This is a genomic window from Halorussus limi, assembly GCF_023238205.1.
Lineage (GTDB): Archaea > Halobacteriota > Halobacteria > Halobacteriales > Haladaptataceae > Halorussus > Halorussus limi.
Genome location: NZ_CP096659.1, coordinates 3,127,270 through 3,147,876, shown reverse-complemented (window position 1 = coordinate 3,147,876; position 20,607 = coordinate 3,127,270). Strand labels below are relative to the sequence as shown.

Here is a 20,607-nt window from a genome sequence, read left to right as displayed (position 1 = left end):
CCACCTCAGCGAAGTTCCTCGACCTTGCCGGCGATGTCCTCGATGTCGTCTTCGGCCTCGCCGGAGTCGGTGACCGCCGCGGCGGCGCTCCCGACTTCGAGTCCGGCGGCGTGACCGATGTCGTCCTGGGTCTCGACGAAGATGAAGGGGATGCCCTTCTCGTCGGCGAGTTCCGGAAGGTGCATGACGATCTCCTCCGGCTGAACGTCTTCGGCGATGTAGACGAGGTCGGCGTTGCCGCGCTCGATGGCCTTGGTCGTCTCGTTGGTTCCTTTCTTTACACTACCCGTGTCTCGGGCGACCTCGAGCGCCTCGACGGCGCTGTCTTGGAGGTCGGCTGGGACGTCGAAGTTTACGTACACTGGCATAGGTTGTTCACCTCCCTGCACGTCGGCTCAAGCTCCCCTGCCGGGCGTATCCTGTGCGGCTAGGAGCATCATCAACCGCGCGCAGGTCGTATCCTTGCGTAGTTCGTCGCCCCTTAAAAGCGCTTTCAAATGCTCCGGCGGCGTGCGAAACGAATGCACGGGATCGGAGGTCACGGCGCTCCGTCCCACTCGTCGCGAAGGAGACCGTACAGCACCACGTCACGGTACGCACCTTCGAGGAACACGTGTTCGCGCAGGCGGCCCTCCTCGGCGAATCCGAGCCGTTCGACCAGCGCTCTCGAAGCCCCGTTGAAATCTACTACACGCGCGTAGACGCGGTGGCGGCCGCTCGTGTCGAACGCGTAGTCGAGCAGGAGCGACACCGCCTCCGTCGCGTAGCCTTCGCCTCTGGCCTCCGGGAGGAGCCAGTACGAGATTTCGCCGTGGTCGTGTTCGGTCCGGAAGAGGCTCACCTCGCCGATGGGGTCGGGGTCTTCGGACGCGTCGTCGTTCGCCGATTCGTCGTCGGAGCGCACGCACACGACGAAGTCGGCGTCGCCGTTGTCGACCGAGACGTACTCGTCGTAGAACTCGTCGACTTGCTCGCGGGTCTGCGGTGCGGTCTGGGTCAGCGCGGTGCGGATGGCGGGGTCGCTCCGGGCGCGCTGGACGAGTTCCACGTCCTCGCGTTCGGTCACTCGCAGTTCCACGCGCTCGCCGGAGAGGTAGACGGGGCCGGGCATACTGCGCCGGAGGCACGCCGAGACGAAGTCCGTTGCGGACGGCCGTCCCGAGTTCCGGCAACACTTCGGGTGACGCGAAGATGTGCGACCCAACGATTACCGCCTCGCTGCGGGTAGTTCCGCCGATGGCAGAATCTAGCGAGTCCACGGCGACCTTCGACGCGGCGGAGTCGATAGACGACCTCATCGGCGGGACGCCGCTGCTCCGCCTCGACGCGTTCGCCGCCGACCTGTTCGGGAAGGTCGAGGCGAGCAACCCCTACTCCGTGAAGGACCGTATCGCCCGCGAGATGGTAGACGCCGCCGAGGAGAGCGGCGAACTCGGCCCGGACGGGGTCGTGGTCGAATCGACCAGCGGCAACACCGGCATCGGCCTCGCCGCGGTCTGCGCGGCCCGCGACTACGACCTCGTGTTGACCATGCCCGAATCGATGTCCGAGGAGCGCCGCAAACTGCTCCGGGCGCTCGACGCGGAACTGGAACTCACGCCCGCCGAGGAGGGAATGGGCGGTGCGAACCGACGCGCGGCGGAACTCGCGGACGGACGGGAGGGCGCGGTGCTGGCCCGCCAGTTCGAGAACGATGCCAACCCCCGCGCGCACCGACGCACGACCGGGCCGGAACTCTGGCGCGCGACCGACGGCGAGGTCGACGCCTTCGTCGCGGGCGTCGGGACCGGCGGGACCATCACGGGCGTCTCGGAGTACGCGAAAGAGGAGCGCGGCGCGGAGGAATTCACCGCTGTCGCGGTCGAACCCGCCGCCTCGCCGACGCTCTCCGAGCAGTGTTCCGACGGCCACGACCTGCAGGGCATCGGACCGGGGTTCGTCCCCGACGTACTCCGAACCGAACTCGTGGACGAGGTACGCGCTGTCGCAGGCGACGACGCCAAGGCGGCCGCCCGGAAGTTGGCCCGGACGGAGGGCCTCGCTGTCGGCGTCTCCGCCGGCGCGGCGGTCGCGGCGGCCGCCGAGTACGCCCGCAACCACCCCGGCGAGACGGTCGTGGCGATGCTCCCCGACGCCGGCGAGCGCTACCTCTCGACCGACCTCTACGAGTGAGCGACCGGGACGGTGCGAAATCCCCTTACTCCTTTCGCGCCAACGCCGGGACATGACTCTCGAATCGGTCGTCGCCGCGCTCCGCGAGGAGGCCGCGGCGACCGACGAGCGCCGACTGCTCGTCCTCACCGGCGACCGGGACGCCTGCTACGCGGCCGCGGACGCCGCGCTCGACGCGGCCGACTTCGACCGCGGGGCGACTACGCTGGTCGGCACCGGTAATCTCGACTGCGAGCGCGTCGGACCCAAGCGCGCCGACCGCCTGCTCGGGACGACCCGCGAGTGCGTCGTCTTCGACGCCCACGCCGACTTCCGACCGAACGCGCTCGGCCGAGTCGTCGGCGCGGTGGACGGCGGCGGCCTGTTCGTCCTGCTCGCGCCGCCCCTCGACGAGTGGCCCGACCGCCGGACCGACTTCGACCGGACGCTGGCGGTGCCGCCGGACGACCTCGAAGACGTGACGGGGAACTTCCGGCGGCGGTTCGCCGAGACCCTGCGCGTCCACCCCGGTATCGCCGTCTTCGACGCGGACTCCGGGACCGTCGAGCGCGACGGCCTGACCCACCCCGCGCCGCGACTCTCGACCGCAGACGACTCGCCGGAACGCCCCGCGGACCGCGCGTTCCCCGACGCGGCTTACGACGCCTGTCTCACGGGCGACCAGATGGCGGTCGTGCGGGAGTTGGAGGCGTTGCGCGTTCCGGACCGCGACGCCGGCGACGACTCGGACCCGGACGAGACCGCGGTGGTCGTGGAGGCCGACCGCGGCCGCGGCAAGTCGAGCGCCGCGGGCATCGCGGCCGGAAGCCTCGCCGCGGAGGGCGCGGACGTGCTGGTCACCGCCCCGGAGCATCGGAGTTCGCGCGAGGTGTTCGTCCGGGCCGAGGCCCTGCTGGAGTCGCTCGGACTCGACGTCGAGACCGACGGCGACCCGCCCCGGACCGTCGAAACCGCCGGCGGCGGCCGCGTCCGCTTCGCTTCTCCGGCCGAGGCCGCCGACCTACTCGGCGTCGCCGGTGACTGCGACGACTCGGCGGGCGCGCCCGACGCCGTCTTCGTGGACGAGGCCGCCGCGCTCTCGGTCCGACTGCTCGAACGCTTCCTGGCCGCCCCGAAGGTCGCGTTCGCGACGACGGTTCACGGCTACGAGGGCGCGGGCCGCGGGTTCTCGGTCCGGTTTCGGGACAGACTCGCCGAGAGCGACCACGCGGTCGTCGAGACGGGACTCGACGACCCGATTCGGTACGCCGCGGGCGACCCGGTGGAGGCGTGGGCGTTCCGCGCGCTCCTGCTCGACGCCCGGCCGCCGGTGGACGCGGTGGTCGCCGACGCCGACCCCGAGTCGGTGGCGTACCGCGACTTCTCGGCCGACGACCTGCTCGCCGACGAGACCCTGCTCCGGGAGGTGTTCGGCCTGCTCGTGCTGGCCCACTACCGGACGGAACCCGACGACCTCGCGCGTCTGCTCGACGCGCCGAACCTGACGGTCCGGGCGCTCGTCCGGACCGACGGCGCGGCGGGCCCAGATACGGACGCGGACTCGCCTCGCCGAGACCACGTCGTCGCGGTCGCTCTGCTCGCCCGAGAGGGCGGCCTCCCCGCCGACGTGCGCGAGCACATGTACGAGGGCGGTCGCGTGCGGGGCAACATGCTCCCCGACGTGCTGACCTCCCAACTCCGGGACGAGGCGGCCGGAGTCCCGGTCGGGAAGCGCGTGATGCGCATCGCCACCCACCACGTGGTCAGGTCCCGCGGCCTCGGGTCGCGCCTGCTCGGGGAGATTCGCCGGGAGTACGCCGACGAACTCGATTGGCTCGGCGTCGGCTACGGCGCGACGCCCGAACTCCTCCGGTTCTGGCGCGCGAACGGCTATCGAGCGGTCCAACTCTCGACGACCAGAAACGACACCAGCGGGGAGTACTCGGCGCTCATGCTCGACCCCCTGAGCGAGGCGGGCGAGGCGCTTCACGACCGACACGCGCGCTGGTTCGCCTCGCGGGTCGCCTCGATGCTCGCCGACCCCCTGCGCGACGCCGACCCCGACGTGGTCCGGGAACTCCTCCGGTCGGTCGAGGCCCCGGTCGAACTCGACCTCTCGGCGTGGGACTGGCGGGCGGTCGCGGCGAGCGCGTACGGTCCCGGCCAGTACGACGCCGCGCCCCGGCCCTTCCGCCGGGTTGCGCTCCGGTACTTCGCGGACTCGGACGGAGATTCGGACGCCCTCTCTCCGCGCGAGGAGCGCCTGCTCGTCCGGAAGGTGTTGCAGGGCCGCCCGTGGCCCGACGTGGCCGACGAACTCGGCTTCCACTCGGCGGGCCAGTGCATGCGCGCTCTCGGCGACGCCTACGAACCGCTGGTGGACCGCTACGGCGACGCCGCCGCGGCCGACGAGAAGCGGCGATACGTCGAGTGAGATTCCGGGACTCGTCGCGGCGGTGAGCGAGGCGCTACGCGACGGTCAGTCGGTCGCGTCCACGAACACGTCACGGGTCCCGGTCACCGTGACGGTACAGTCGGCGTACTCGAACGTGACGCGTCCGCCGGTACGGGCACGCCCCGAGACCCTGTCGCCGAACAGCGAATCGAGGGCGTCGGGGTCGAGCGCGCCGTTCAGCGGCGGTAAATCGAGGGGGTCACAGCCGCGGGCGTCGGCGACGGCCAGCACGACAGCCTCGCTCGGCGGCGAATCTCCGACGTCGAGATTCCGCACGGTCCCGCCGGTGTGCGTCGCGTCGAGTTCGTCCATGTTCCACTTACGGAGGAGGGAGACGTGAGTCGCGGGGTTTACTGCTGAGGCCCTTTTAAACGGGGAAGATGCTTGTGATTGGTTACCGTACGTTCAGGCGATGGAGTGTTCCGAGTCGGACTGCACGGAACCCGCCAAGGTAAGGCTACACGTCCCGTGGACGGAGAATCGCGTGGTCTGTGCGGCCCACGCTCGCGTGCTGGCCCGGCGAGACGGCGTGGTCGCAGACCCCATCGGGGACGCCGACGAGTGGCCGTGACCGCCCCGGCATAACCGTTATCTGACGTGTCGTCGTGGCTACCACATGGCCGAGCGCGGTCCCCGATGGTCGAGACGCCAGTTCCTCGCCGCCTGCGGTGCGACGCCGTTCGGCGGGTGCGGTTCGGTCCTCCCCGGCAACGACAGTGAGTCGGCGTGGGTGACAGTCCAGCGCGACCCCGGCCACACTGGCTTCCTCCCCGACGCCGACCGCTCGGCGCGAGATGCGCCCGCGGAGTGGGACCTCGAAACCGACCGCGACGGACTGTTCCACCGGCGACCAGTGTTCGCGGACGGGACGCTGTTCGTGGCGAGCGACGGCGAACTGTACGCCGTCGACGCCGAGGCCGGGTCGGTGGCGTGGACTCGCCAGCGGAAGACGACGAACGCCGACGGCGAACGGGTCCCCTTCCACGTCGGCGAACTCGCCACCGACGGCGACTGCGTCTTCGTCGCGTGGAGTCTGAGCGGCGCGAACGACGTGCTGGCCGCCTACCCCGTCGACGGCGGCGAGACCCAATGGGAGTTCGAGACCAACACGAACGTCGGCGCGGTCCTCCCGGTCGCCGACACGCTCTACCTCGTCGCGACGCTCCCCGAGGGGCAACGGCTGGTCGCGCTGGACCCCGCGACGGGGCAAACGCGGTGGCAGAGCAGGGTGGACGTGGCGACCCATCCGCCGTTGGCGTACGCCGACGGCACGCTGTTCTCCGGCCGCTACCGGGACGAGCAGGAGTCGTTCACCGGAACGTGGGTCCTGCAGGCGTTTGACGCCGACGGCGGCGAACGCCGCTGGAAGCGCGACGTGACCGGCTACGGCGTCGGCACCGGCGACCGCCTCGCGCGCTTCTTCGGACTCGGCGGCGGCGAACCGAATCTGACCGCCGCGGACGGCCGGGTGTACTTCGGGACGGGACCGGCCGAACTGTACGCGCTCGACGCGGCTGACGGGACCGTCCGCTGGTCGTACGCGCTCGAAGAGGGTAACACGTCTACCGGCCACGCGCCGGTCGTGGACGACGACACGGTCTACGTCGCCAACCTCTCGACGGTCACCGCGCTCGACGCCGCGACCGGAACACAGCGGTGGCAGTACGAGGACGCCCGGATTCCGTTCGACGACCCCCAGCGGTATCCGGTGCTGGTCGGCGATACCCTGCTCGTTCCCGAGCAGGTGACGTGGCTCGCACTCGACGCCGCGACCGGCGAGGAGCGGTTCCGCTACGGACCCTACGGCGACGGACTGGTCGGTCCCGCACCGCTGGTCGTAGACGGTGTCCTCTACACTCCGGTCGGCGATTCGGTGTACGCCTTCGCCGTGCCGGAGTTGTTCCGCGACAGCGAGTGAGAGACGAGTCGAGGGCGGGAATGAGTTTCGCGAGCCGCTATAGCGAGGTTCACCGCTACCGTGGGAAATATCTACCTATCTTTGCGGAACTTATTCAGTCCCGAAAGGTGGCTATAGAAGTGTTCGAGACGTCTGTAGAGGGTGAGCTACGTCTCGGGATTCGCACAGTAATCGTGTAGGTCGTCGTTCCAGTGGTGGACGATCGGCCCGTCGAGTTCGCCGTCCCGAATCGCCGCGCCGACGCTGTAGCACTCCGATAGCTGGTCGGCCGGGAGGTGGTAGCGCTCGCCGGAACTGCGGTTGTCGAGACGCACGAGGACGGTGTACCGGCGCGTCGTGTTCTCGATTTCGGGCGGATGAACGTCCGCGCTGTGGACCACGGTCCCGAGCGTCTCGTTCTCCTCTTTGCCCGCGACGCGGCGCGTCGCCCAGTGGACCACCGCGCCATCGTGTAGGACGACCACCTCGACGGTGTGGCTCTGGTTGTCGTAGTTGTTCACGCTGACGCTCCGGAAGACGGGCGGTTCCTCGGGAGTGTCGGGGGCGTCGGACTGCGACGTGAGCGAGGAACAACCGGCGAGCGCGAGGAGCGCGGCGAGTGCGAGAGCGAGGAGGGCGCGGCGCATCACCGAGTAGTGCTTCCGTAGAGTCACGTGAGTTTTCTGTTTTCCCGTCGCTCGGTCGGTGTGGGCGTTCGGGTGATTCTCGTGGTGGTTGGAGGGACAGTGTTTTGGAAAGCCCCTGCCGCTCGCTGTGGACGGTTCGACTCGCTACGAGAACAGCACGATAACCGGGAACCTCGAAGGAAGAATCGAGAGAATTACTCGTGGGCGAAGTACGCCACGCTCTCGTCGCTCGCCTCGTGGTCGTCCACGCGGGCGAAGCCGACGCGCTCGAACTGGACCATCTCGTCCTCGGCGGTGTCGCGGAAGCCCGGTTCGGCGTAACCCGTCACGTCGCCGTCGGGCGTCCGCATCCGGGTCAGGACCGCGGTGTCGGCCGGGACCCAGTGAATCACGTCCACGCCCTCCTCGCGGACCGCGGCGATGTCGTCGCCGACGTAGGAGAGGTCCTCGCCCTCGCGTCGGAAACAGCCGAATCCCTTGAGCCAGATGCGCTCGCCGTCCTCGGGGGCGTCTTCCGCCTCGATTCGGACCCGACTTCCGGCGTCGATGTCGCGGGTGCCTCGCTCCTCGTGTTCGGGGTGGACCGGCGGGTGGGCCGTCTCGGGATGGTCGCCCGCGAGCGTGAAGTCCGCGTGGTCCTCGCGCACGAAGAAGTACCGGTCGGCGTCGTCGTCGATGCGCTGGCGGTTGTTCGAGTAGACCGTGCTCATCGCCAAGTCGACGTTGCTTGTCGAGGTGCCGAGTTCGACCATCGCGTCCACGATGGCCTCGCCCCGGATGCCCCGGCGGCGGACGCTCGGAATCGTGGGGGCGCGCGGGTCGTCCCACCCGTCCAACTCGCCGTCCTCGATGAGTTCGCGAATCGTGGAGGTGGACATCTTCACGTCGTACTCGTCGACCTGCACGTGGCCCCAGTGGATGACCTCGGGGTACTCCCAGTCGAAGTAGTCGTAGACGAACTGCTGGCGCTTCGCGGAGTCCTGCAGGTCGATGCCCCGGATGATGTGGGTGACGCCCGTGAGGTGGTCGTCGACGCCCGACTGGAAGTCGAGCATCGGCCAGCACCGGTAGTCCTCGGCCTCCTCGCGGGGATGGGGCGTGTCGATGATGCGGAAGCCGACCCAGTCGCGGAGCGCGGGGTTCTTGTGTTCGATGTCGGTCTTGACCCGGAGGACCATCTCGCCCGACTCGTACTCGCCGTCGACCATCGCCTCGAACTCCTCCATCGTGGTCTCGACGTCTTTGTCGCGGTGGGGGCAGGCCTCCGCGGAGTTCTTCAGGTCGGAGAACTCCTCGCCCGAACACGAGCAGGTGTAGGCCCCGCCCTTCTCGATGAGGTCGCGGGCGTGGTCGTAGTAGGTCTCCAGACGGTCGCTCGCTCGGTAGACCTCGGCGGGGTCGAAGCCGAGGTACTCGATTTCCTCCAGAATCTCGTCGTAGGCCCAGATCAGGGGCCGCTTGGTCTCGGGGTCGGTGTCGTCGAACCGGACGATGAACTCGCCGTCGTACTCCTCGGCGTAGGTGCCGATGACGGCGGGCATCCGTGCGTGACCCATGTGCCACGGGCCGTTGGGGTTCGGCGCGCACCGCATCCGAATCTGGTCGTACTCCTCGGCGTTCGGTAGGTCGGGCAGAATCTGGTCCTCGCCCTCGTCCTCGCTCTCTATCTCCTCTAGCCAGTCGGGCGCGAGTTCGCCGAGTCGCTCGCGGCGCTCCTCGGCCGTCGAGTCGTTGACCCGCGAGACCACCGGGGCGATGACGCCCGGAATCTCGTCGCCGTGCTGGCGGAAGTCGGGGTTCTCGCCCATCAGCGGTCCCATCACGGCACCCACGTCGGCCTCGCTCTCGTGTTTGACCGCGTTGACCAGCGCGTGCTTCTCTGCCTCCGTCTCGATTCGCTCGCGGAGTTCGTCGTTCATTGCCGGGGAGTTGGACGGTCTTCGGGAAAACTCGTCCGGATTCGCCTCGGTCCGAACTCGTCGGGACCGTCGCGCGACGACCCCGACCGGACTCGTACGGACCGGAAGTTGTCGGCGAGGTAACCGAGGCCCTTACGTTCGCGCGAGCGTACGCTCCGTAAGAACGTGACTTCCGAGGAGACTGCGCGGGCGACGGACGAGCGACCCACCGAGAAATCGGGACAGACCGTCCGAGTTCTCTACGTGGACGACGAGTCGCCGCCGACGGCGTTATCCGAGTCCGAAGCGGTCGCGCTCTCGACCCTGGAGACGGCCGCGGGCGCGCGCGACCGCCTCGCGGCCGACGGGAACGTCGACTGCGTCGTCAGCGAGTACGAACTGCCCGACGGCGACGGACTGGCCCTGCTGGAGGCGGTCCGGGGCGACCACCCGAACCTCCCGTTCGTCCTCTACACCGGGTCGGGGAGCGAGGCGGTCGCCAGCGAGGCGTTCGGGACGGGCGCGACCGACTACCTGCCGAAGGACGCCGACGGCGAGACGCTCCGCGAACGCGTCGTCCGGGCGGTCGCCTCGGCCAGCGTCGAGACCGAGTCGGGCGTCACCGGCGACCGACTCCGAGAACTGACCAACGCCTTCCCCGACGTGGCGTTCGTGCTCGACGAGACCGGACGGTATCTGGAGGTGCTGTCGGGACCGAGTACCCAAGACCTCCAGACGGTCGAACAGGAGCGACTGGTGGGCAAGCGCCTCCACGACGCCTTTTCGACCGAACAGGCCGAGCGCTTCCTCGACCTCATCGACACCACGCTCGAAACCGGCGAGGTCGAGACCATCGAGTACGAAGTCGAGACCGACGCCGGCGAGCGCTGGTACGAGGGCCGGACCGCGCCGCTGGGCGACACCATCGACGGCCGCGAGGCGGTCGTGTGGGTCGCACGCGACGTGACCGAGCGCCGGCGAAACGAGCGCCGTCTCGCCGAGAACCGCGACGAACTCGCCAGACTCACCCGAATCAACGGTCTCGTCAACGACATCCTCAAGTCGCTGGTCGGGTCAGCGACCCGCGAGGAGATAGAGCGAATCGTCTGCGAGGAACTGGCCAACTCGGAGTACTACCAGTTCGCGTGGGTCGGCGGCCCGTGGGTCACGGACGAGCGCATGGCCCCGAGCGTGGTCGCGGGCATCGAGCGCGAGCGAATCGAGCGACTCGTGGAAGCCACCAGCGCCCGGACCGACTCCGAGAACGCCTTCTCGCGGGTCGTCGGCGAGGACGAGTCGGTCGTCGTCTCCGACGTGGCCGACTCGGACATCCTCTCGGAGCGCGAGCGCGAACTCATGGTCGAGATGGAGATGTCCACGGCGGTCCTCGTACCCCTGACCTACGGCACGACCAACTACGGCGTCCTCGGCATCAGCGGGGCCTGCAGCGGCACCTTCGGCGACCGGGAACTGACCGCGCTCGAAGCGCTCGGAGAAATCGTCGCGTTCGCCATCAACGCGGTCAAGAACCGCAACCTGCTCCTGTCGGACACCGCGGTCGAACTGGAGTTCCGAGTCGAGGACCCCGACCGGGGGTTCGGGCGCATCTCTGCCGACCTCGACTGCCGGTTCTCGCTGGAGGGTCTCGTCGGCCTCTCGGGCGACCGACTGCTCGAATACGTCGCCGTCGACGGTGCGTCGCCCGACGCCGTCACCGACCGAATCGCCGACTCTCCCACCGTCGCGGACTACCGACTCGTGACCGCCGACGACGGCGAGTGTCTGTTCGAGATAGAATCCGCGGAGTCCGGCGTCAGCCAACTGGTCGAGACCGGAACGGTCGTGACGTCTGCAACGGCCGAGAGCGGCGTCGTCCGGTGCGTCGCCGAGGCGTCCTCCGACGTGAACGTCCGGACCGTGGTCGAGGAGTTCCAGACGACCTACCCCGGCGCCGAACTCGTGAGCAAGCAGGAGGTCGACAGGCCGGTCCACACGACCCAGGAGTTCCGCCAGACGCTCGCGGAGAACCTGACCGAGAAACAGCGGACCGCGTTGCAGGCGGCCTACTTCGCGGGGTACTACGAGTACCCCCGCGAGAGCACCGGCGCGGAAGTCGCCGAGTCGCTCGGCGTCTCCTCGCCCACGCTCCACCAGCATCTACAGGCGGCCCAGCGAAAACTCGTCGGCACCTTCCTCGACCTCCAAACGTCGGGTGAGTGAACGTTCGTTCTACCTCTAAAACGTTTGATATTCGGCGTTTGACACTCTCTACCGTCCGTACCTCACTATTGAGGCATAGGTTTGTTGTCCCCTCTGGAGAAAGATTCGAGCGGAGGTCACCCGCCATGAACAACGACTCTATCCGCTCCGGTATCGAGGGCGACCACGCCCTCCGAAACGGTCGCGCAGTCACCACGCCCTCGTTCGACGAACTCTTCGACCTCCTCGCGGAGAGCCGACGCCGGTACGCCCTGTACACGCTTATCGGAACCGAGGACGGTCTCGCCGAGGTCGACCAGTTGGCCGACGAAGTGGCCATGTGGGAGGGCCGCACCGGCGACGAGCCGATTACCGACGCCCTCCGAGAGACTATCGCCGAGGAGCTTCGAGAAATCCACCTGCCGCGCCTCGCCGACGCCGACATCGTGGAGTACGACGAGCGCAGCGACGTCGTCCGCTACTGGCGCCAACCCACGCTCGAAGAGTATCTCGAACACACTCACAACAAAGAATTCTCGGGCGAATGACCTCGCCCGGTTCCGCTGACGCCGTTCTCTCGACCGCTACGCGGTGACGCTCCCCGCCGAGAAGCCCCGCTGACGCCGACCCTCCCCAGTTCTCGCGGACCCCGACTCCGTCGGCTCTCCGCTTCTGACTGGCTCTCCGATTCTCACCGCACTATCGTCCCCCGACGAGAAGCCGTAGCTACGGGGAGAGTAGTTTCGGCCGAAGAGAAACGGCGTCGGGCCGCGACGGAACTCGGCGCGTCGACGGACCCGGTCAGTAACCGCGCTCGATGAGGTAGTCGGCGAGGCCTTCCAGCAGTTCGCGCGACTCGTTCTCCGGCAGGACCGAGAGTCGGTCCTTCCCGCGAGTGACCAACTCTTGGGCCTTCTCCTTCGCGTAGTCGATGCTTCCGGCGTCTTCGAGTCGGGCGACCGCCTCCTCGATTTCGGCCTCGGTGACCGCGTCCACGTCGTCGGTCCCGACCAGCGAGTCCACGTCGACGCCCTGTTCGCGGGCGTGGAGCGTGATGATGGTCTGCTTGTTCTCGACGAGGTCGCTCCCGCGCTGCTTGCCGAGTTTCTCGCTCGGTACCGTCAGGTCGAGCACGTCGTCCTGAATCTGGAAGGCCCGACCTACGTCGATGCCGTACTGGTAGAGTTCCTCGACGGTCTCGTCGTCCGCGCCGAGCAGGATGGCGGGGATGGTCGCCGCCGCGCCGTACAGCACCGCGGTCTTGTCCTTTATCATCTCGAGATACTCGTCGGGGAGCACGTCCGGGCGCTCCTCGAAGGCGATGTCTCGGGCCTGTCCCTCGCAGATGTTGGTACACGTCGTCGCCAGCACGTCGGTCGCCTCCACGACTCGCTCGGGGTCGGCGTCGGCCTCCACGAGAATCTCGAAGGCCTTCGAGTAGAGGGTGTCGCCCGCCAGAATCGCGGTCTCGGTGTCGTACTCCCGGTGGACCGCGGGGACGCCCCGGCGCAGGTCGTCGTCGTCCATGATGTCGTCGTGGATGAGCGTGAACGACTGGATGACCTCGATGCTGACCGCGGCGGCCATCACGTCCACGCTGTCGCCCTGTCGGTCGGGGAAGTCCCGGTAGTCGATGGCCTCGGGGTCGGCGTCGAAGTCCGCGAGCGCCTCGGCGACGAGCAACAGTACGGTCGGTCGCAGACGCTTGCCGCCCGCGTCGAGCAGGTACCGGACCGCCTCGTAGAGGCGCTTCGGTTCGTCGACCGGCAGGTCGTCCTCGATGGCGGCGTTGACGATTTCGCGTCGCTGTTCGACCGCTCCAAGCACCTGTGCTTCCAGTGTCTCGGCGCTCGCGTCCGTCATGTTACTCGACGAGTTGGATGATGTTGCCGTTGCTCGTCACGTGGAGGTCGCGACCAAGTTTGTAGCCCTGACTCTCACACAGGCTCACGTAGGGCGCGAACCCTTTCATGTCTTGGTGGGCCGGGATGATGTTCTGTGGCTGGAGCGCGTCTATCATCTCGTAGTGGCCCTCCTCGCGGAGGTGGCCCGACACGTGGATGTCGTCGTAGATGCGCGCGCCCTGCATCTTCAGGAGGCGCTCGGACTGGTAGCGCTGGCCCTCGTTGGTCGGTTCCGGAATCACGCGGGCCGAGAAGATGACCTTGTCGCCGTTCTCCAGTTCGTAGGGCGTCTCGCCGCGGCCCATCCGGGTGAGCATCGCGCGGGGTTCGCCCTGATGACCGGTGACGATGGGGAGGTAGTTCTCCTTGCCCTCCTTCATGATCCGCTTGAAGGTCCGGTCCACGGACTTGCGGTGGCCGAACATCCCCATGTCCTCGGGGAAGTCGACGAAGTCGAGTCGCTCCGCGGTGCCCGAGTACTTCTCCATCGACCGGCCGAGCAGGACGGGTTCGCGGCCAATCTCCTGCGCGAACTCGACGATGCTCTTGACGCGGGCGATTTGGCTGGAGAACGTCGTCGCCACGATGCCGCCGTCGTAGTCCTCGATGGAGGTCATCACGTCCTTGAGGTGCCGTCGAGCGACCGCCTCGCTCGGCGTGCGTCCCTTCCGGCCCGCGTTGGTGCAGTCCTCGATGTAACAGAGGACGCCCTCGCCCTCGCGACCGATTTCGCGGAACCGCTTCATGTCGATGGGGTCGCCGAGGACCGGCGTGTGGTCCATGCGCTTGTCGAGACCGTAGACGACCGCGCCCTCGGGCGTGTGGAGGACCGGGTTGATGGCGTCGATGATAGAGTGGGTCACGTTGACGAACTCCAACTCGACCTGTCCGGAGTCGCCGATGGACATCGTCTCGCCCGCCTCCATCTTCACGAGGTCGTTCTCGACGCCGAACTTCTGCTCGCCCTGAATCTGCTGTTTGACCAGTTCGATGGTGTAGGGCGAGGCGACGACCGGCGCGTTGTACCGGTGCGCCAGTTTGCTGATGGCGCCGATGTGGTCGAGGTGACCGTGAGTCGGAACGATGGCCTGCACGTCGCCTTCGAGGTCCGACATCACGCGGTCGTCCGGGATGGCCCCCATGTCGATGAGGTCCAGACTGTGCAGTTTCTCTGTCTCGACGTTGTCGTGGAGGAGAACCTTCGAGAGGTTCAGCCCCATGTCGAAGATGACAACGTCGTCGCCTGCGCGCACGGCAGTACACTGCCGTCCGACTTCTTCGTAACCGCCGATGGTTGCAATTTCGATTTCCATAGTTTCACCTTATGTACGCAAAGCCACCGGTCGCGGCAGTGCCACGCCGCGGTTCCACTTCGGGCCTCGCCGTCGTGCCGGGGCGAAGCCGCGCCGGTTCCGTGGCAAAGCCGCGTCGGGTGGCGTCCGTACGCACGTAAACCTGCTCGGGGCGACGAGGTCCCGCCGCGGCGTCTTACAGCCATCGGTCGGACCCCGCGGTGGCGAGGCCACGTACCCCCGAGCTATCGGTCTATGGGGGCTTTACGCGCCCCGGTAATAAAAACTGCCGGGATTGACCGCTTGGGAGACCGCTCGAAATCCGTGGAACGAAAGGCGGAGTCAACGTGGCCTCAGCCGTCTTCCTCGGCGGCGTCTCCGGAGTCTCCCGAGTCGGGCGCGTCGGGGAGGTCCGCGCCCGCCGAGTCGTCAGAGCGCCGTCGCCGCCAGAACGCGACCACGCCGGCGACCGGAAGCCCGAAGGCGAGAACGTACGGGAGACCGTACGCCAAGCCGACCGCGAGGCCCCGCGCGACGACTACGACGCCGTGGGCCGACGAGACGAACGCCGAGAGCAGTCCGGTGTCGTACCACGACTCGGTGTCGGAGGTCGAGGGTCCCTCTGGCGGGCGCTCGTTCAGGCGGACCGTCAGCGTCGAGTAGGCGACCTTCCGGTTCAACGACTTGCGCCGCGCTTCGAGTCGCTCGATTTCGGACTGGACCTCCGAGAGTCGCTTCTGAATTTCGAGGACGTTCTCTGTGTCGTTGGCCGCCGCGTAGAGGTCGCGCAGCTTTTGGCGTTGGGCCTTCAGGTTCTGGAGTCGGGCCTCGAGGTCCACCAGTTTCTTCGTCACGTCCTTCGTGCTGGTGCTGGCCTCGCGGACCTGACCGGTCTGCTTGGCCCGCGAAATGAGCGCGGAGAAGTTGTCCTTCGGGACCCGGAGGACGAGTTCTCCGGTCGTCCACGTCCGGTTGCCGCGCTTGTTGACCTGCTGAGTGGAGTCGCTGACGAATCCGCCGAGTCGCTCGACCTCCCGCGAGAGATTCCGCCGGGCGGCGTCGTAGTCGTTCACCGTCACCTCGACCGTGCCGGTCCGAATCAGCGCCCGGTTCTGAGCCTGCACCGCGTTACCGTTCGAGTTAGCGCCACCGCCGCCACCGCTCTGGGTCGCCTTCTCCTCGTTCGAGAGGTCCGGGTTCCCGCCGGCAGTCGCCTGCATCGCGGCGTCGTTACCGCTGCCGGAACACCCCGCGAGGACGACCAGCGAGGCCAGCGCCAGCGCGAGCAGCCACCGTCTCGTGTCGCGTGCCATAGCGTAGCTGTCATATTCTACCACCGTAAACCCGCCGGTGAGTCAAACGCGCCTTTGACCCTCCGAACCGAGTGGACCAGGCGCGGAGAGGCGGTCCCCGCAGTGGGAAGGCGAGGGCGACGCGACGACCGGGCGACGCGACTACCGGAACTCGGGCAGGACGTTCTCCTCGTAGAACTCCATCGCCCTCTCCTGCTCCGCTCCGATTTGATGGACGTAGACGTGGTCGTAACCCGCGTCGATGAACTCTTGGACGCTCTCGACGTGGGTCTGCGGGTCGGGGTCGGTCACGATGCTGTCGGCCTCGCGCACGTCCTCTTTCTCGACCATCTGGCAGGCCTGCTCGAAGAACTTCGGCGTGGCGAGTTCGGTGGCGAGTTGGCCCGGCAGGAGACTGTTGGGCCAGTACTCGTAGGCGGTCTCGACCGCCTCGTCCTCGTCGTCGGCGTAGCAGACCGTCAACTGGCTGAACTTCGGCCCCTCTCCGCCCTCCTCTTCGAACGTCTCGACCACGTCCTGAGGTCCGACCGACCAGAAGCCGTCGCCGAAGTCGGCGGCGTGTCTCGCGGTCTGTTCGCCGTACGCCGAGACGCAGAGCGGCGGGTTCTCGTCGGGCAGCGTGAACAGTCTCGCGTTCTCGACGGTGTAGTGGTCGCCGTGGTGGCTGACCATCTCGCCGGTCCAGAGCTTCCGAATCACGTCCACGGCCTCTTCGAGCATGTCGAGTCGGACGCGGTGGGGCGGCCAGTGGTCGCCGAGGACGTGTTCGTTCAGGTTCTCGCCCGTGCCCACCCCGAAGTAGAACTGCTGGTCGGAGTCCTCGAACATCTTGGCCACCGTCGCCGTCGCCTGCGCGAGGAGCGCGGGCGGATACCGGATGATGGGACAGGTCACGCCGACGCCGACGTCCAAGTCGTCGGTCGCCGCGGCGATACCGCCGAGCGTGGACCACACGAACGGCGCGTGCCCCTGCTGGCCTATCCACGGGTGGAAGTGGTCCGAGATGGAGGCGAAGTCGAAGCCGTGTTCTTCGGCGCTGACCGCGTGGTTCACGAGGTCGGTCGGGCCGTGCTCTTCGCTGGAGAGTGTGTAGCCGAGTTCGACCATAGAGGTGCCACGGCAAGGTCGGGCAAGGCTATTGTGGCCTCGATAGAGGACGCCGACCGTTCGTCTCGACCCGTCCCGCGCTCACCGAAAGGCGTTTCAAACTGATATGAGATGCGACAACTGACATGAGCCCGCCCGTCGATACCTCCGGTCTTCCGAGACCGCTGGCGAGATACACTCCGGATAGCCGTCGGTGGCGGCGTCGCGTCGCCGGACTGGCGGCAGTCGGAGCCATGCTCTCGCTCTACGCGACGTTCGCTATCGTCTCGGGAGTGAAGAGCGGAATCGTCTACAACCTGCTCGCGCTCCTGTTCGGCACCTTAACCCTGCTCCTTCCGGTCGTCGCAACGACGACGGTGTTCGCTCCCGATTCGGGCCTGACTCGACCTGACGACTCGCGCGGCGAGCGTCCTGTAGAGACGCTGAAACGGCGATACGCCGCGGGAGAGATAGACCGAGACGAGTTCGAGCGACGGCTCGACGACCTGATGGCGGCGTCCGACGACGCGCCCGACCGGTCCGACGCCGATTCGGTCGAACGGTCGGGCGGTCGTCGTGCGACCCGCGACGCGGAACTCGACTCGGCCGGACAGTAGCAGCGCTACCGGTCCACAGACCCCAGCACGATGTCCAGACTCCCCAGCGCGGCCACGAGGTCGGGGACGTACTCGCCCTCGGCCATCTCTCCCAACGCGTGGAGGTTGTTGAAACAGGGGCTCCGAATCTTGAACCGTGCCGGCTGGTTGGTCCCGTCCGACCGGATGTAGATGCCGAGTTCGCCCTTCGCTATCTCGACGGAGCGATAGATTTCGGTGTCGGGGTCGGGCTTGAGTGTCCGGGGAACGTTCGACTGGATGTTGCGCTCCTCTTCCGGCCAGTCCTCCAGGATGTCGACGCATTGACCGATAATTTTCGCGGACTCCTCGACCTCCTGCATGCGGACCAACACGCGCGAGTAGTTGTCCCCGTAGGGTTCGGTGACGACCTCCCAGTCGAGTTCGTCGTAGTAGCCGTAGGGGTCGTCGCGGCGCACGTCGTAATCGACGCCCGACCCGCGGGCGACCGGACCTGTACAGCCGTAGTCCTTGGCGGTCTCGGCGTCGATGACTCCGGTATCGACCGTCCGCTTCTGGAAGATTTCGTTCTCGGTCATCATGGCGTGGTACTCCTCGATGCGCTCTGGCAGGCCGTCGAGGAAGTCCCGAATCTTGTCGAAGAACTCGTCGCGGGGTTCGGGCAGGTCCCAGACCACGCCACCCAACCGGAAGTAGTTGAACATCATGCGCTGGCCGGTGAGGTCCTCCAAGATGTTCTGGACGATTTCCCGGTCCCGGATGGCGTACATGAAGATGGCCGTGAAGTCGCCGTACACGTCGAGCGCGAAGGTCCCGAGCGCGAGCATGTGGCCCATGATGCGGGCCAACTCGACCGCCATCGTCCGGATGACTTGGGCGTACTCGGGCACCTCGATGTCGTTCAGGTCCTCCGCCACCCGAGCGTACGCCCACTCGTTCGGCATGTTGGCGGTGTAGTCCCACCGGTCGGGGTAGGGCATAATCTGGTAGCGGTAGTTACAGCTCTGGCACATCTGCTCCTCGCAGCGGTGGAGGTAGCCGATGTCGGGTTCGACGGCCGCGACCTGCTCGCCGTCCAACACCGTCTTGAGGTGGAGCACGCCGTGGGTCGCAGGGTGGTGGGGACCGATGTTCAGGAACATCGTGTCCGACTCGGTCGTCTCGTCCGAACTGTTCGCAAGCGGGTTGACGTGCTCTTTCAGCGAGACGACTTGGGGCTTGTCCTGGTCGTATTCGAGGCTCAGCGGGTGGCCCTGCCACGTCTCGGGCAGGAGGATGCGCCGGAGGTCCGGGTGGTTCTCGTAATCGATACCCACCAAGTCGTAGGCCTCGCGCTCGTGCCACTCCGCCGTCTTGTACACCGACGCCGCCGACTCGTTCCACGGATTGTCCTTGTTGGTCGGCACGACCACGCTGACCTCTTGGGTCCGGTCGTCGTACTTCGTCAGGTGGTAGATGCTCTCGTAGCGGTCCTCGTACTCCTGGGCGGTGAGCAGCGAGAGGTGGTCGAACCCGGCCTCGTGCTTGAGCGTCCGGAGGACCGACTCCACGGCGTCCGGGCGAACGACGAACCCCTCGGCGTTGAGGTGGGTCTCACGTCCGATTACCTGGTCGCCGAGCAGGGATTCGAGTTCGTCGTAGTCGACGCCCTCGCGTCGCGCCGGCGTCGTTACGTCGCGGTCGGTTTCGGGCGCGTCACTCATCGCGCACCACCCAACTCGACCCGACGTTCCCCTCCCCGACACGCTTCGCTCCGACTTCCGGTAGTAAATCGCGTGTACATTCCCATTCCCGACTCAACGTCGGCCCCGGACGGCATTAGTGCTAACGTCTATCGTCGTCGGCGCGGCGTTCGAAAAAAGACGGATTCGAGCGACTCGGTCGGTACTGCGGGCGATGGTGACGGTCGACCGTTCTATCGGCCGCCGCGACGCCGGGACGACTCCTCGTCGTCGCGGGTCTGTTCGCTCTGGCGGCCGTGACGTTCCTGACCGCGCATCATGGTCTGCTGGACCGGACTGAATCCGCTCTCGGAACTCCCGCCGTACTGGTTCTGGCCCTGCTCGCGGCCGGTCTGGTCGTGTTGGCCGCCCTGCTGGTGCTGGCCCGTCTGCTGGCCGGACTGCTGGTGACGACCGGTCTGGCCACGTTGGCCGGTAGTCTGCCCGTACTGGTCGGTCTGGTGCTGGCCGCCGGTCTGGTGCTGACCGGTCTGACCGTGTTGGCCAGTCTGGTGTTGCCCCGAGCGTTCGTGCTGACCTGTCTGGTGCTGGCCGCCGTGCTGACCCGTCTGTTGACCGGTCTGCTGGTCGCTCCCGAACTGCTGGTGCTGGCTGGTCTGGTGGCTGGTGGGCTGACCGCCGTGCTGGCCCGTCTGTTGGCCGGACTGCTGGTCGTGGCCGGTGTACTGGCCGCCGCTTCCGCCGTGCTGGCTCAGTTCGTGGACGTCGCTCTGCTGGCGACTCTGTCCTCGACCCTGATTCTGTCCGACCTCGTGGCGCTGACTACTCTGATGGCGGCCGCCCTGCTGGTGCTGGCCGGTCTGCTGGTGCTGGCCGCCCTGGTGGTGCTGGCCACCCTGCTGGTGCTGGCTACCCTGCTGGCCGCGCTGGTTTCCGTATCGGTTGCTCTGCTGGTGGCTTCCGTGCTGGCCACCGGTCTGCTGGTGGTGGCCCTGCTCTTGGATGTCGCGGCCGCCCATCTGGTGCTGACCAGTTTGGTGGTGGCCGGTCTGCTGATGCTGACCGGATTGCTGGTCGTGGCCGGTCTGGTGCTGCCCCGTCTGGTGGTGCTGACCGGACTGCTGGTGCTGACCGGACTGCTGGTGCTGACCGGACTGCTGGTGCTGACCGGACTGCTGGTGGCCACCCTGTCGCTGACGGTTGCTTCCGTATTGGGTGTCCTGCTGACCGGACTGTTGATGCTGACCAGTCTGCTGATGCTGACCCGTCTGGTGCTGGCCCGGCATATCCTGCTGACCACCCTGGTGTCGTCGCCCGGACTCCCCTCGCTCTCGGCCACCCGCCGAGTAGCGGCCGCCTCGTGTGTCACCTTCGCCCTGCGAACTGCGCTCGTGGCTCCGCTCGTCGTGGCTGCCCCAGTTGTTTCGATTTTCTCGTGACATTGTGTCTCCCCACAGTAACGACCACAGGATTTTCCTTATGTGTAC

At 67.3% G+C, this 20,607-nt stretch carries 18 protein-coding genes; 8 read left to right on the top strand and 10 right to left on the bottom strand.

Features of this window, described 5'->3' with window-relative positions; translation table 11 throughout:
- Nucleotides 1-5: 5 nt before the first annotated feature.
- Together rpl7ae and M0R89_RS16010 are read right to left on the bottom strand one after the other, a co-directional pair.
- Nucleotides 6-368, bottom strand: a complete 363-nt coding sequence (rpl7ae, locus tag M0R89_RS16015; RefSeq protein WP_248650081.1) for a 50S ribosomal protein L7Ae — start codon at nucleotides 366-368, stop codon at nucleotides 6-8.
- A gap of 170 nt (nucleotides 369-538) precedes the next feature.
- Complete coding sequence (locus tag M0R89_RS16010) at nucleotides 539-1,111, bottom strand: GNAT family N-acetyltransferase (RefSeq protein ID WP_248650080.1); 573 nt, start codon at nucleotides 1,109-1,111, stop codon at nucleotides 539-541.
- A 125-nt stretch (nucleotides 1,112-1,236) separates the two neighbouring features.
- Between M0R89_RS16010 and cysK the strand changes: the two genes are divergently transcribed.
- Together cysK and tmcA are read left to right on the top strand one after the other, a co-directional pair.
- Nucleotides 1,237-2,172 carry a cysteine synthase A gene (gene cysK / locus M0R89_RS16005; protein ID WP_248650079.1) on the top strand — a complete coding sequence of 312 codons (936 nt, stop codon included), beginning with the start codon at nucleotides 1,237-1,239 and terminating at the stop codon, nucleotides 2,170-2,172.
- 52 nt (nucleotides 2,173-2,224) lie between these two features.
- On the top strand, nucleotides 2,225-4,585 hold the full coding sequence (tmcA, locus tag M0R89_RS16000; RefSeq protein ID WP_248650078.1) for a tRNA(Met) cytidine acetyltransferase TmcA: 2,361 nt from the start codon (nucleotides 2,225-2,227) through the stop codon (nucleotides 4,583-4,585).
- Between the two features lie 45 nt (nucleotides 4,586-4,630).
- On the opposite strand, the gene ddfA is transcribed toward tmcA, so the two are convergent.
- Entirely contained in the window at nucleotides 4,631-4,918 is a 288-nt protein-coding gene (ddfA, locus tag M0R89_RS15995; RefSeq protein ID WP_248650077.1) for a DdfA family disk-determining factor, read from the bottom strand.
- A gap of 100 nt (nucleotides 4,919-5,018) precedes the next feature.
- On the opposite strand from ddfA, the gene M0R89_RS15990 reads away from it, so the two are divergent.
- Entirely contained in the window at nucleotides 5,019-5,177 is a 159-nt protein-coding gene (locus M0R89_RS15990; RefSeq protein WP_248650076.1) for a DUF8014 family protein, read from the top strand.
- Nucleotides 5,178-5,222: 45 nt separating this feature from the next.
- Nucleotides 5,223-6,524, top strand: coding sequence for an outer membrane protein assembly factor BamB family protein (locus M0R89_RS15985; protein WP_248650075.1), 1,302 nt, complete (start codon nucleotides 5,223-5,225; stop codon nucleotides 6,522-6,524).
- A 146-nt stretch (nucleotides 6,525-6,670) separates the two neighbouring features.
- Here the strand turns inward: M0R89_RS15985 and M0R89_RS15980 are convergent, their stop codons facing one another.
- Together M0R89_RS15980 and M0R89_RS15975 are read right to left on the bottom strand one after the other, a co-directional pair.
- A complete protein-coding gene (locus tag M0R89_RS15980; protein WP_248650074.1) occupies nucleotides 6,671-7,150 on the bottom strand; it encodes a hypothetical protein in 480 nt (159 codons plus the stop codon).
- A 194-nt stretch (nucleotides 7,151-7,344) separates the two neighbouring features.
- Nucleotides 7,345-9,069 carry a glutamate--tRNA ligase gene (locus M0R89_RS15975; RefSeq protein ID WP_248650073.1) on the bottom strand — a complete coding sequence of 575 codons (1,725 nt, stop codon included), beginning with the start codon at nucleotides 9,067-9,069 and terminating at the stop codon, nucleotides 7,345-7,347.
- Between the two features lie 165 nt (nucleotides 9,070-9,234).
- Here M0R89_RS15975 and M0R89_RS15970 point away from each other — a divergent pair, with 165 nt between their 5' ends.
- Nucleotides 9,235-11,268: a bacterio-opsin activator domain-containing protein gene (locus M0R89_RS15970; protein WP_248650072.1), complete on the top strand. Its 2,034-nt coding sequence runs from the start codon at nucleotides 9,235-9,237 to the stop codon at nucleotides 11,266-11,268.
- Between the two features lie 125 nt (nucleotides 11,269-11,393).
- Entirely contained in the window at nucleotides 11,394-11,795 is a 402-nt protein-coding gene (locus tag M0R89_RS15965; RefSeq protein ID WP_248650071.1) for a DUF7344 domain-containing protein, read from the top strand.
- Nucleotides 11,796-12,048: 253 nt separating this feature from the next.
- Here M0R89_RS15965 and idsA3 read toward each other — a convergent pair whose 3' ends face one another.
- The 4 genes from idsA3 to M0R89_RS15945 form a co-directional block, all read right to left on the bottom strand.
- Nucleotides 12,049-13,110, bottom strand: a complete 1,062-nt coding sequence (idsA3, locus tag M0R89_RS15960; RefSeq protein WP_248650070.1) for a geranylfarnesyl diphosphate synthase — start codon at nucleotides 13,108-13,110, stop codon at nucleotides 12,049-12,051.
- A 1-nt stretch (nucleotide 13,111) separates the two neighbouring features.
- Nucleotides 13,112-14,464, bottom strand: a complete 1,353-nt coding sequence (locus M0R89_RS15955) for a ribonuclease J (protein WP_248650069.1) — start codon at nucleotides 14,462-14,464, stop codon at nucleotides 13,112-13,114.
- Nucleotides 14,465-14,796: 332 nt separating this feature from the next.
- Nucleotides 14,797-15,756, bottom strand: coding sequence for a DUF4349 domain-containing protein (locus M0R89_RS15950; protein ID WP_248650068.1), 960 nt, complete (start codon nucleotides 15,754-15,756; stop codon nucleotides 14,797-14,799).
- Nucleotides 15,757-15,897: 141 nt separating this feature from the next.
- The gene (locus M0R89_RS15945; RefSeq protein ID WP_248650067.1) at nucleotides 15,898-16,863 is read right to left on the bottom strand and encodes a TIGR03557 family F420-dependent LLM class oxidoreductase; all 966 of its coding nucleotides are present in this window, start codon (nucleotides 16,861-16,863) and stop codon (nucleotides 15,898-15,900) included.
- Nucleotides 16,864-16,988: 125 nt separating this feature from the next.
- On the opposite strand from M0R89_RS15945, the gene M0R89_RS15940 reads away from it, so the two are divergent.
- Nucleotides 16,989-17,459 (top strand): SHOCT domain-containing protein, encoded by a 471-nt coding sequence (locus tag M0R89_RS15940; protein WP_248650066.1) that lies wholly within the window; start codon nucleotides 16,989-16,991, stop codon nucleotides 17,457-17,459.
- A gap of 5 nt (nucleotides 17,460-17,464) precedes the next feature.
- On the opposite strand, the gene M0R89_RS15935 is transcribed toward M0R89_RS15940, so the two are convergent.
- Nucleotides 17,465-19,141 (bottom strand): NADH-quinone oxidoreductase subunit D, encoded by a 1,677-nt coding sequence (locus tag M0R89_RS15935; RefSeq protein ID WP_248650065.1) that lies wholly within the window; start codon nucleotides 19,139-19,141, stop codon nucleotides 17,465-17,467.
- A 275-nt stretch (nucleotides 19,142-19,416) separates the two neighbouring features.
- Between M0R89_RS15935 and M0R89_RS15930 the strand changes: the two genes are divergently transcribed.
- Nucleotides 19,417-20,559, top strand: a complete 1,143-nt coding sequence (locus M0R89_RS15930) for a hypothetical protein (RefSeq protein WP_248650064.1) — start codon at nucleotides 19,417-19,419, stop codon at nucleotides 20,557-20,559.
- The last annotated feature ends 48 nt before the right edge of the window (nucleotides 20,560-20,607 follow it).

Bases quoted from the DNA above. Each gene is read 5' to 3' on its own strand.
- rpl7ae (WP_248650081.1), bottom strand. From the start codon at position 368: ATGCCAGTGTACGTAAACTTCGACGTCCCAGCCGACCTCCAAGACAGC.
- M0R89_RS16010 (WP_248650080.1), bottom strand. From the start codon at position 1,111: ATGCCCGGCCCCGTCTACCTCTCCGGCGAGCGCGTGGAACTGCGAGTG.
- cysK (WP_248650079.1), top strand. From the start codon at position 1,237: ATGGCAGAATCTAGCGAGTCCACGGCGACCTTCGACGCGGCGGAGTCG.
- tmcA (WP_248650078.1), top strand. From the start codon at position 2,225: ATGACTCTCGAATCGGTCGTCGCCGCGCTCCGCGAGGAGGCCGCGGCG.
- ddfA (WP_248650077.1), bottom strand. From the start codon at position 4,918: ATGGACGAACTCGACGCGACGCACACCGGCGGGACCGTGCGGAATCTC.
- M0R89_RS15990 (WP_248650076.1), top strand. From the start codon at position 5,019: ATGGAGTGTTCCGAGTCGGACTGCACGGAACCCGCCAAGGTAAGGCTA.
- M0R89_RS15985 (WP_248650075.1), top strand. From the start codon at position 5,223: ATGGCCGAGCGCGGTCCCCGATGGTCGAGACGCCAGTTCCTCGCCGCC.
- M0R89_RS15980 (WP_248650074.1), bottom strand. From the start codon at position 7,150: ATGCGCCGCGCCCTCCTCGCTCTCGCACTCGCCGCGCTCCTCGCGCTC.
- M0R89_RS15975 (WP_248650073.1), bottom strand. From the start codon at position 9,069: ATGAACGACGAACTCCGCGAGCGAATCGAGACGGAGGCAGAGAAGCAC.
- M0R89_RS15965 (WP_248650071.1), top strand. From the start codon at position 11,394: ATGAACAACGACTCTATCCGCTCCGGTATCGAGGGCGACCACGCCCTC.
- idsA3 (WP_248650070.1), bottom strand. From the start codon at position 13,110: ATGACGGACGCGAGCGCCGAGACACTGGAAGCACAGGTGCTTGGAGCG.
- M0R89_RS15955 (WP_248650069.1), bottom strand. From the start codon at position 14,464: ATGGAAATCGAAATTGCAACCATCGGCGGTTACGAAGAAGTCGGACGG.
- M0R89_RS15950 (WP_248650068.1), bottom strand. From the start codon at position 15,756: ATGGCACGCGACACGAGACGGTGGCTGCTCGCGCTGGCGCTGGCCTCG.
- M0R89_RS15945 (WP_248650067.1), bottom strand. From the start codon at position 16,863: ATGGTCGAACTCGGCTACACACTCTCCAGCGAAGAGCACGGCCCGACC.
- M0R89_RS15940 (WP_248650066.1), top strand. From the start codon at position 16,989: ATGAGCCCGCCCGTCGATACCTCCGGTCTTCCGAGACCGCTGGCGAGA.
- M0R89_RS15935 (WP_248650065.1), bottom strand. From the start codon at position 19,141: ATGAGTGACGCGCCCGAAACCGACCGCGACGTAACGACGCCGGCGCGA.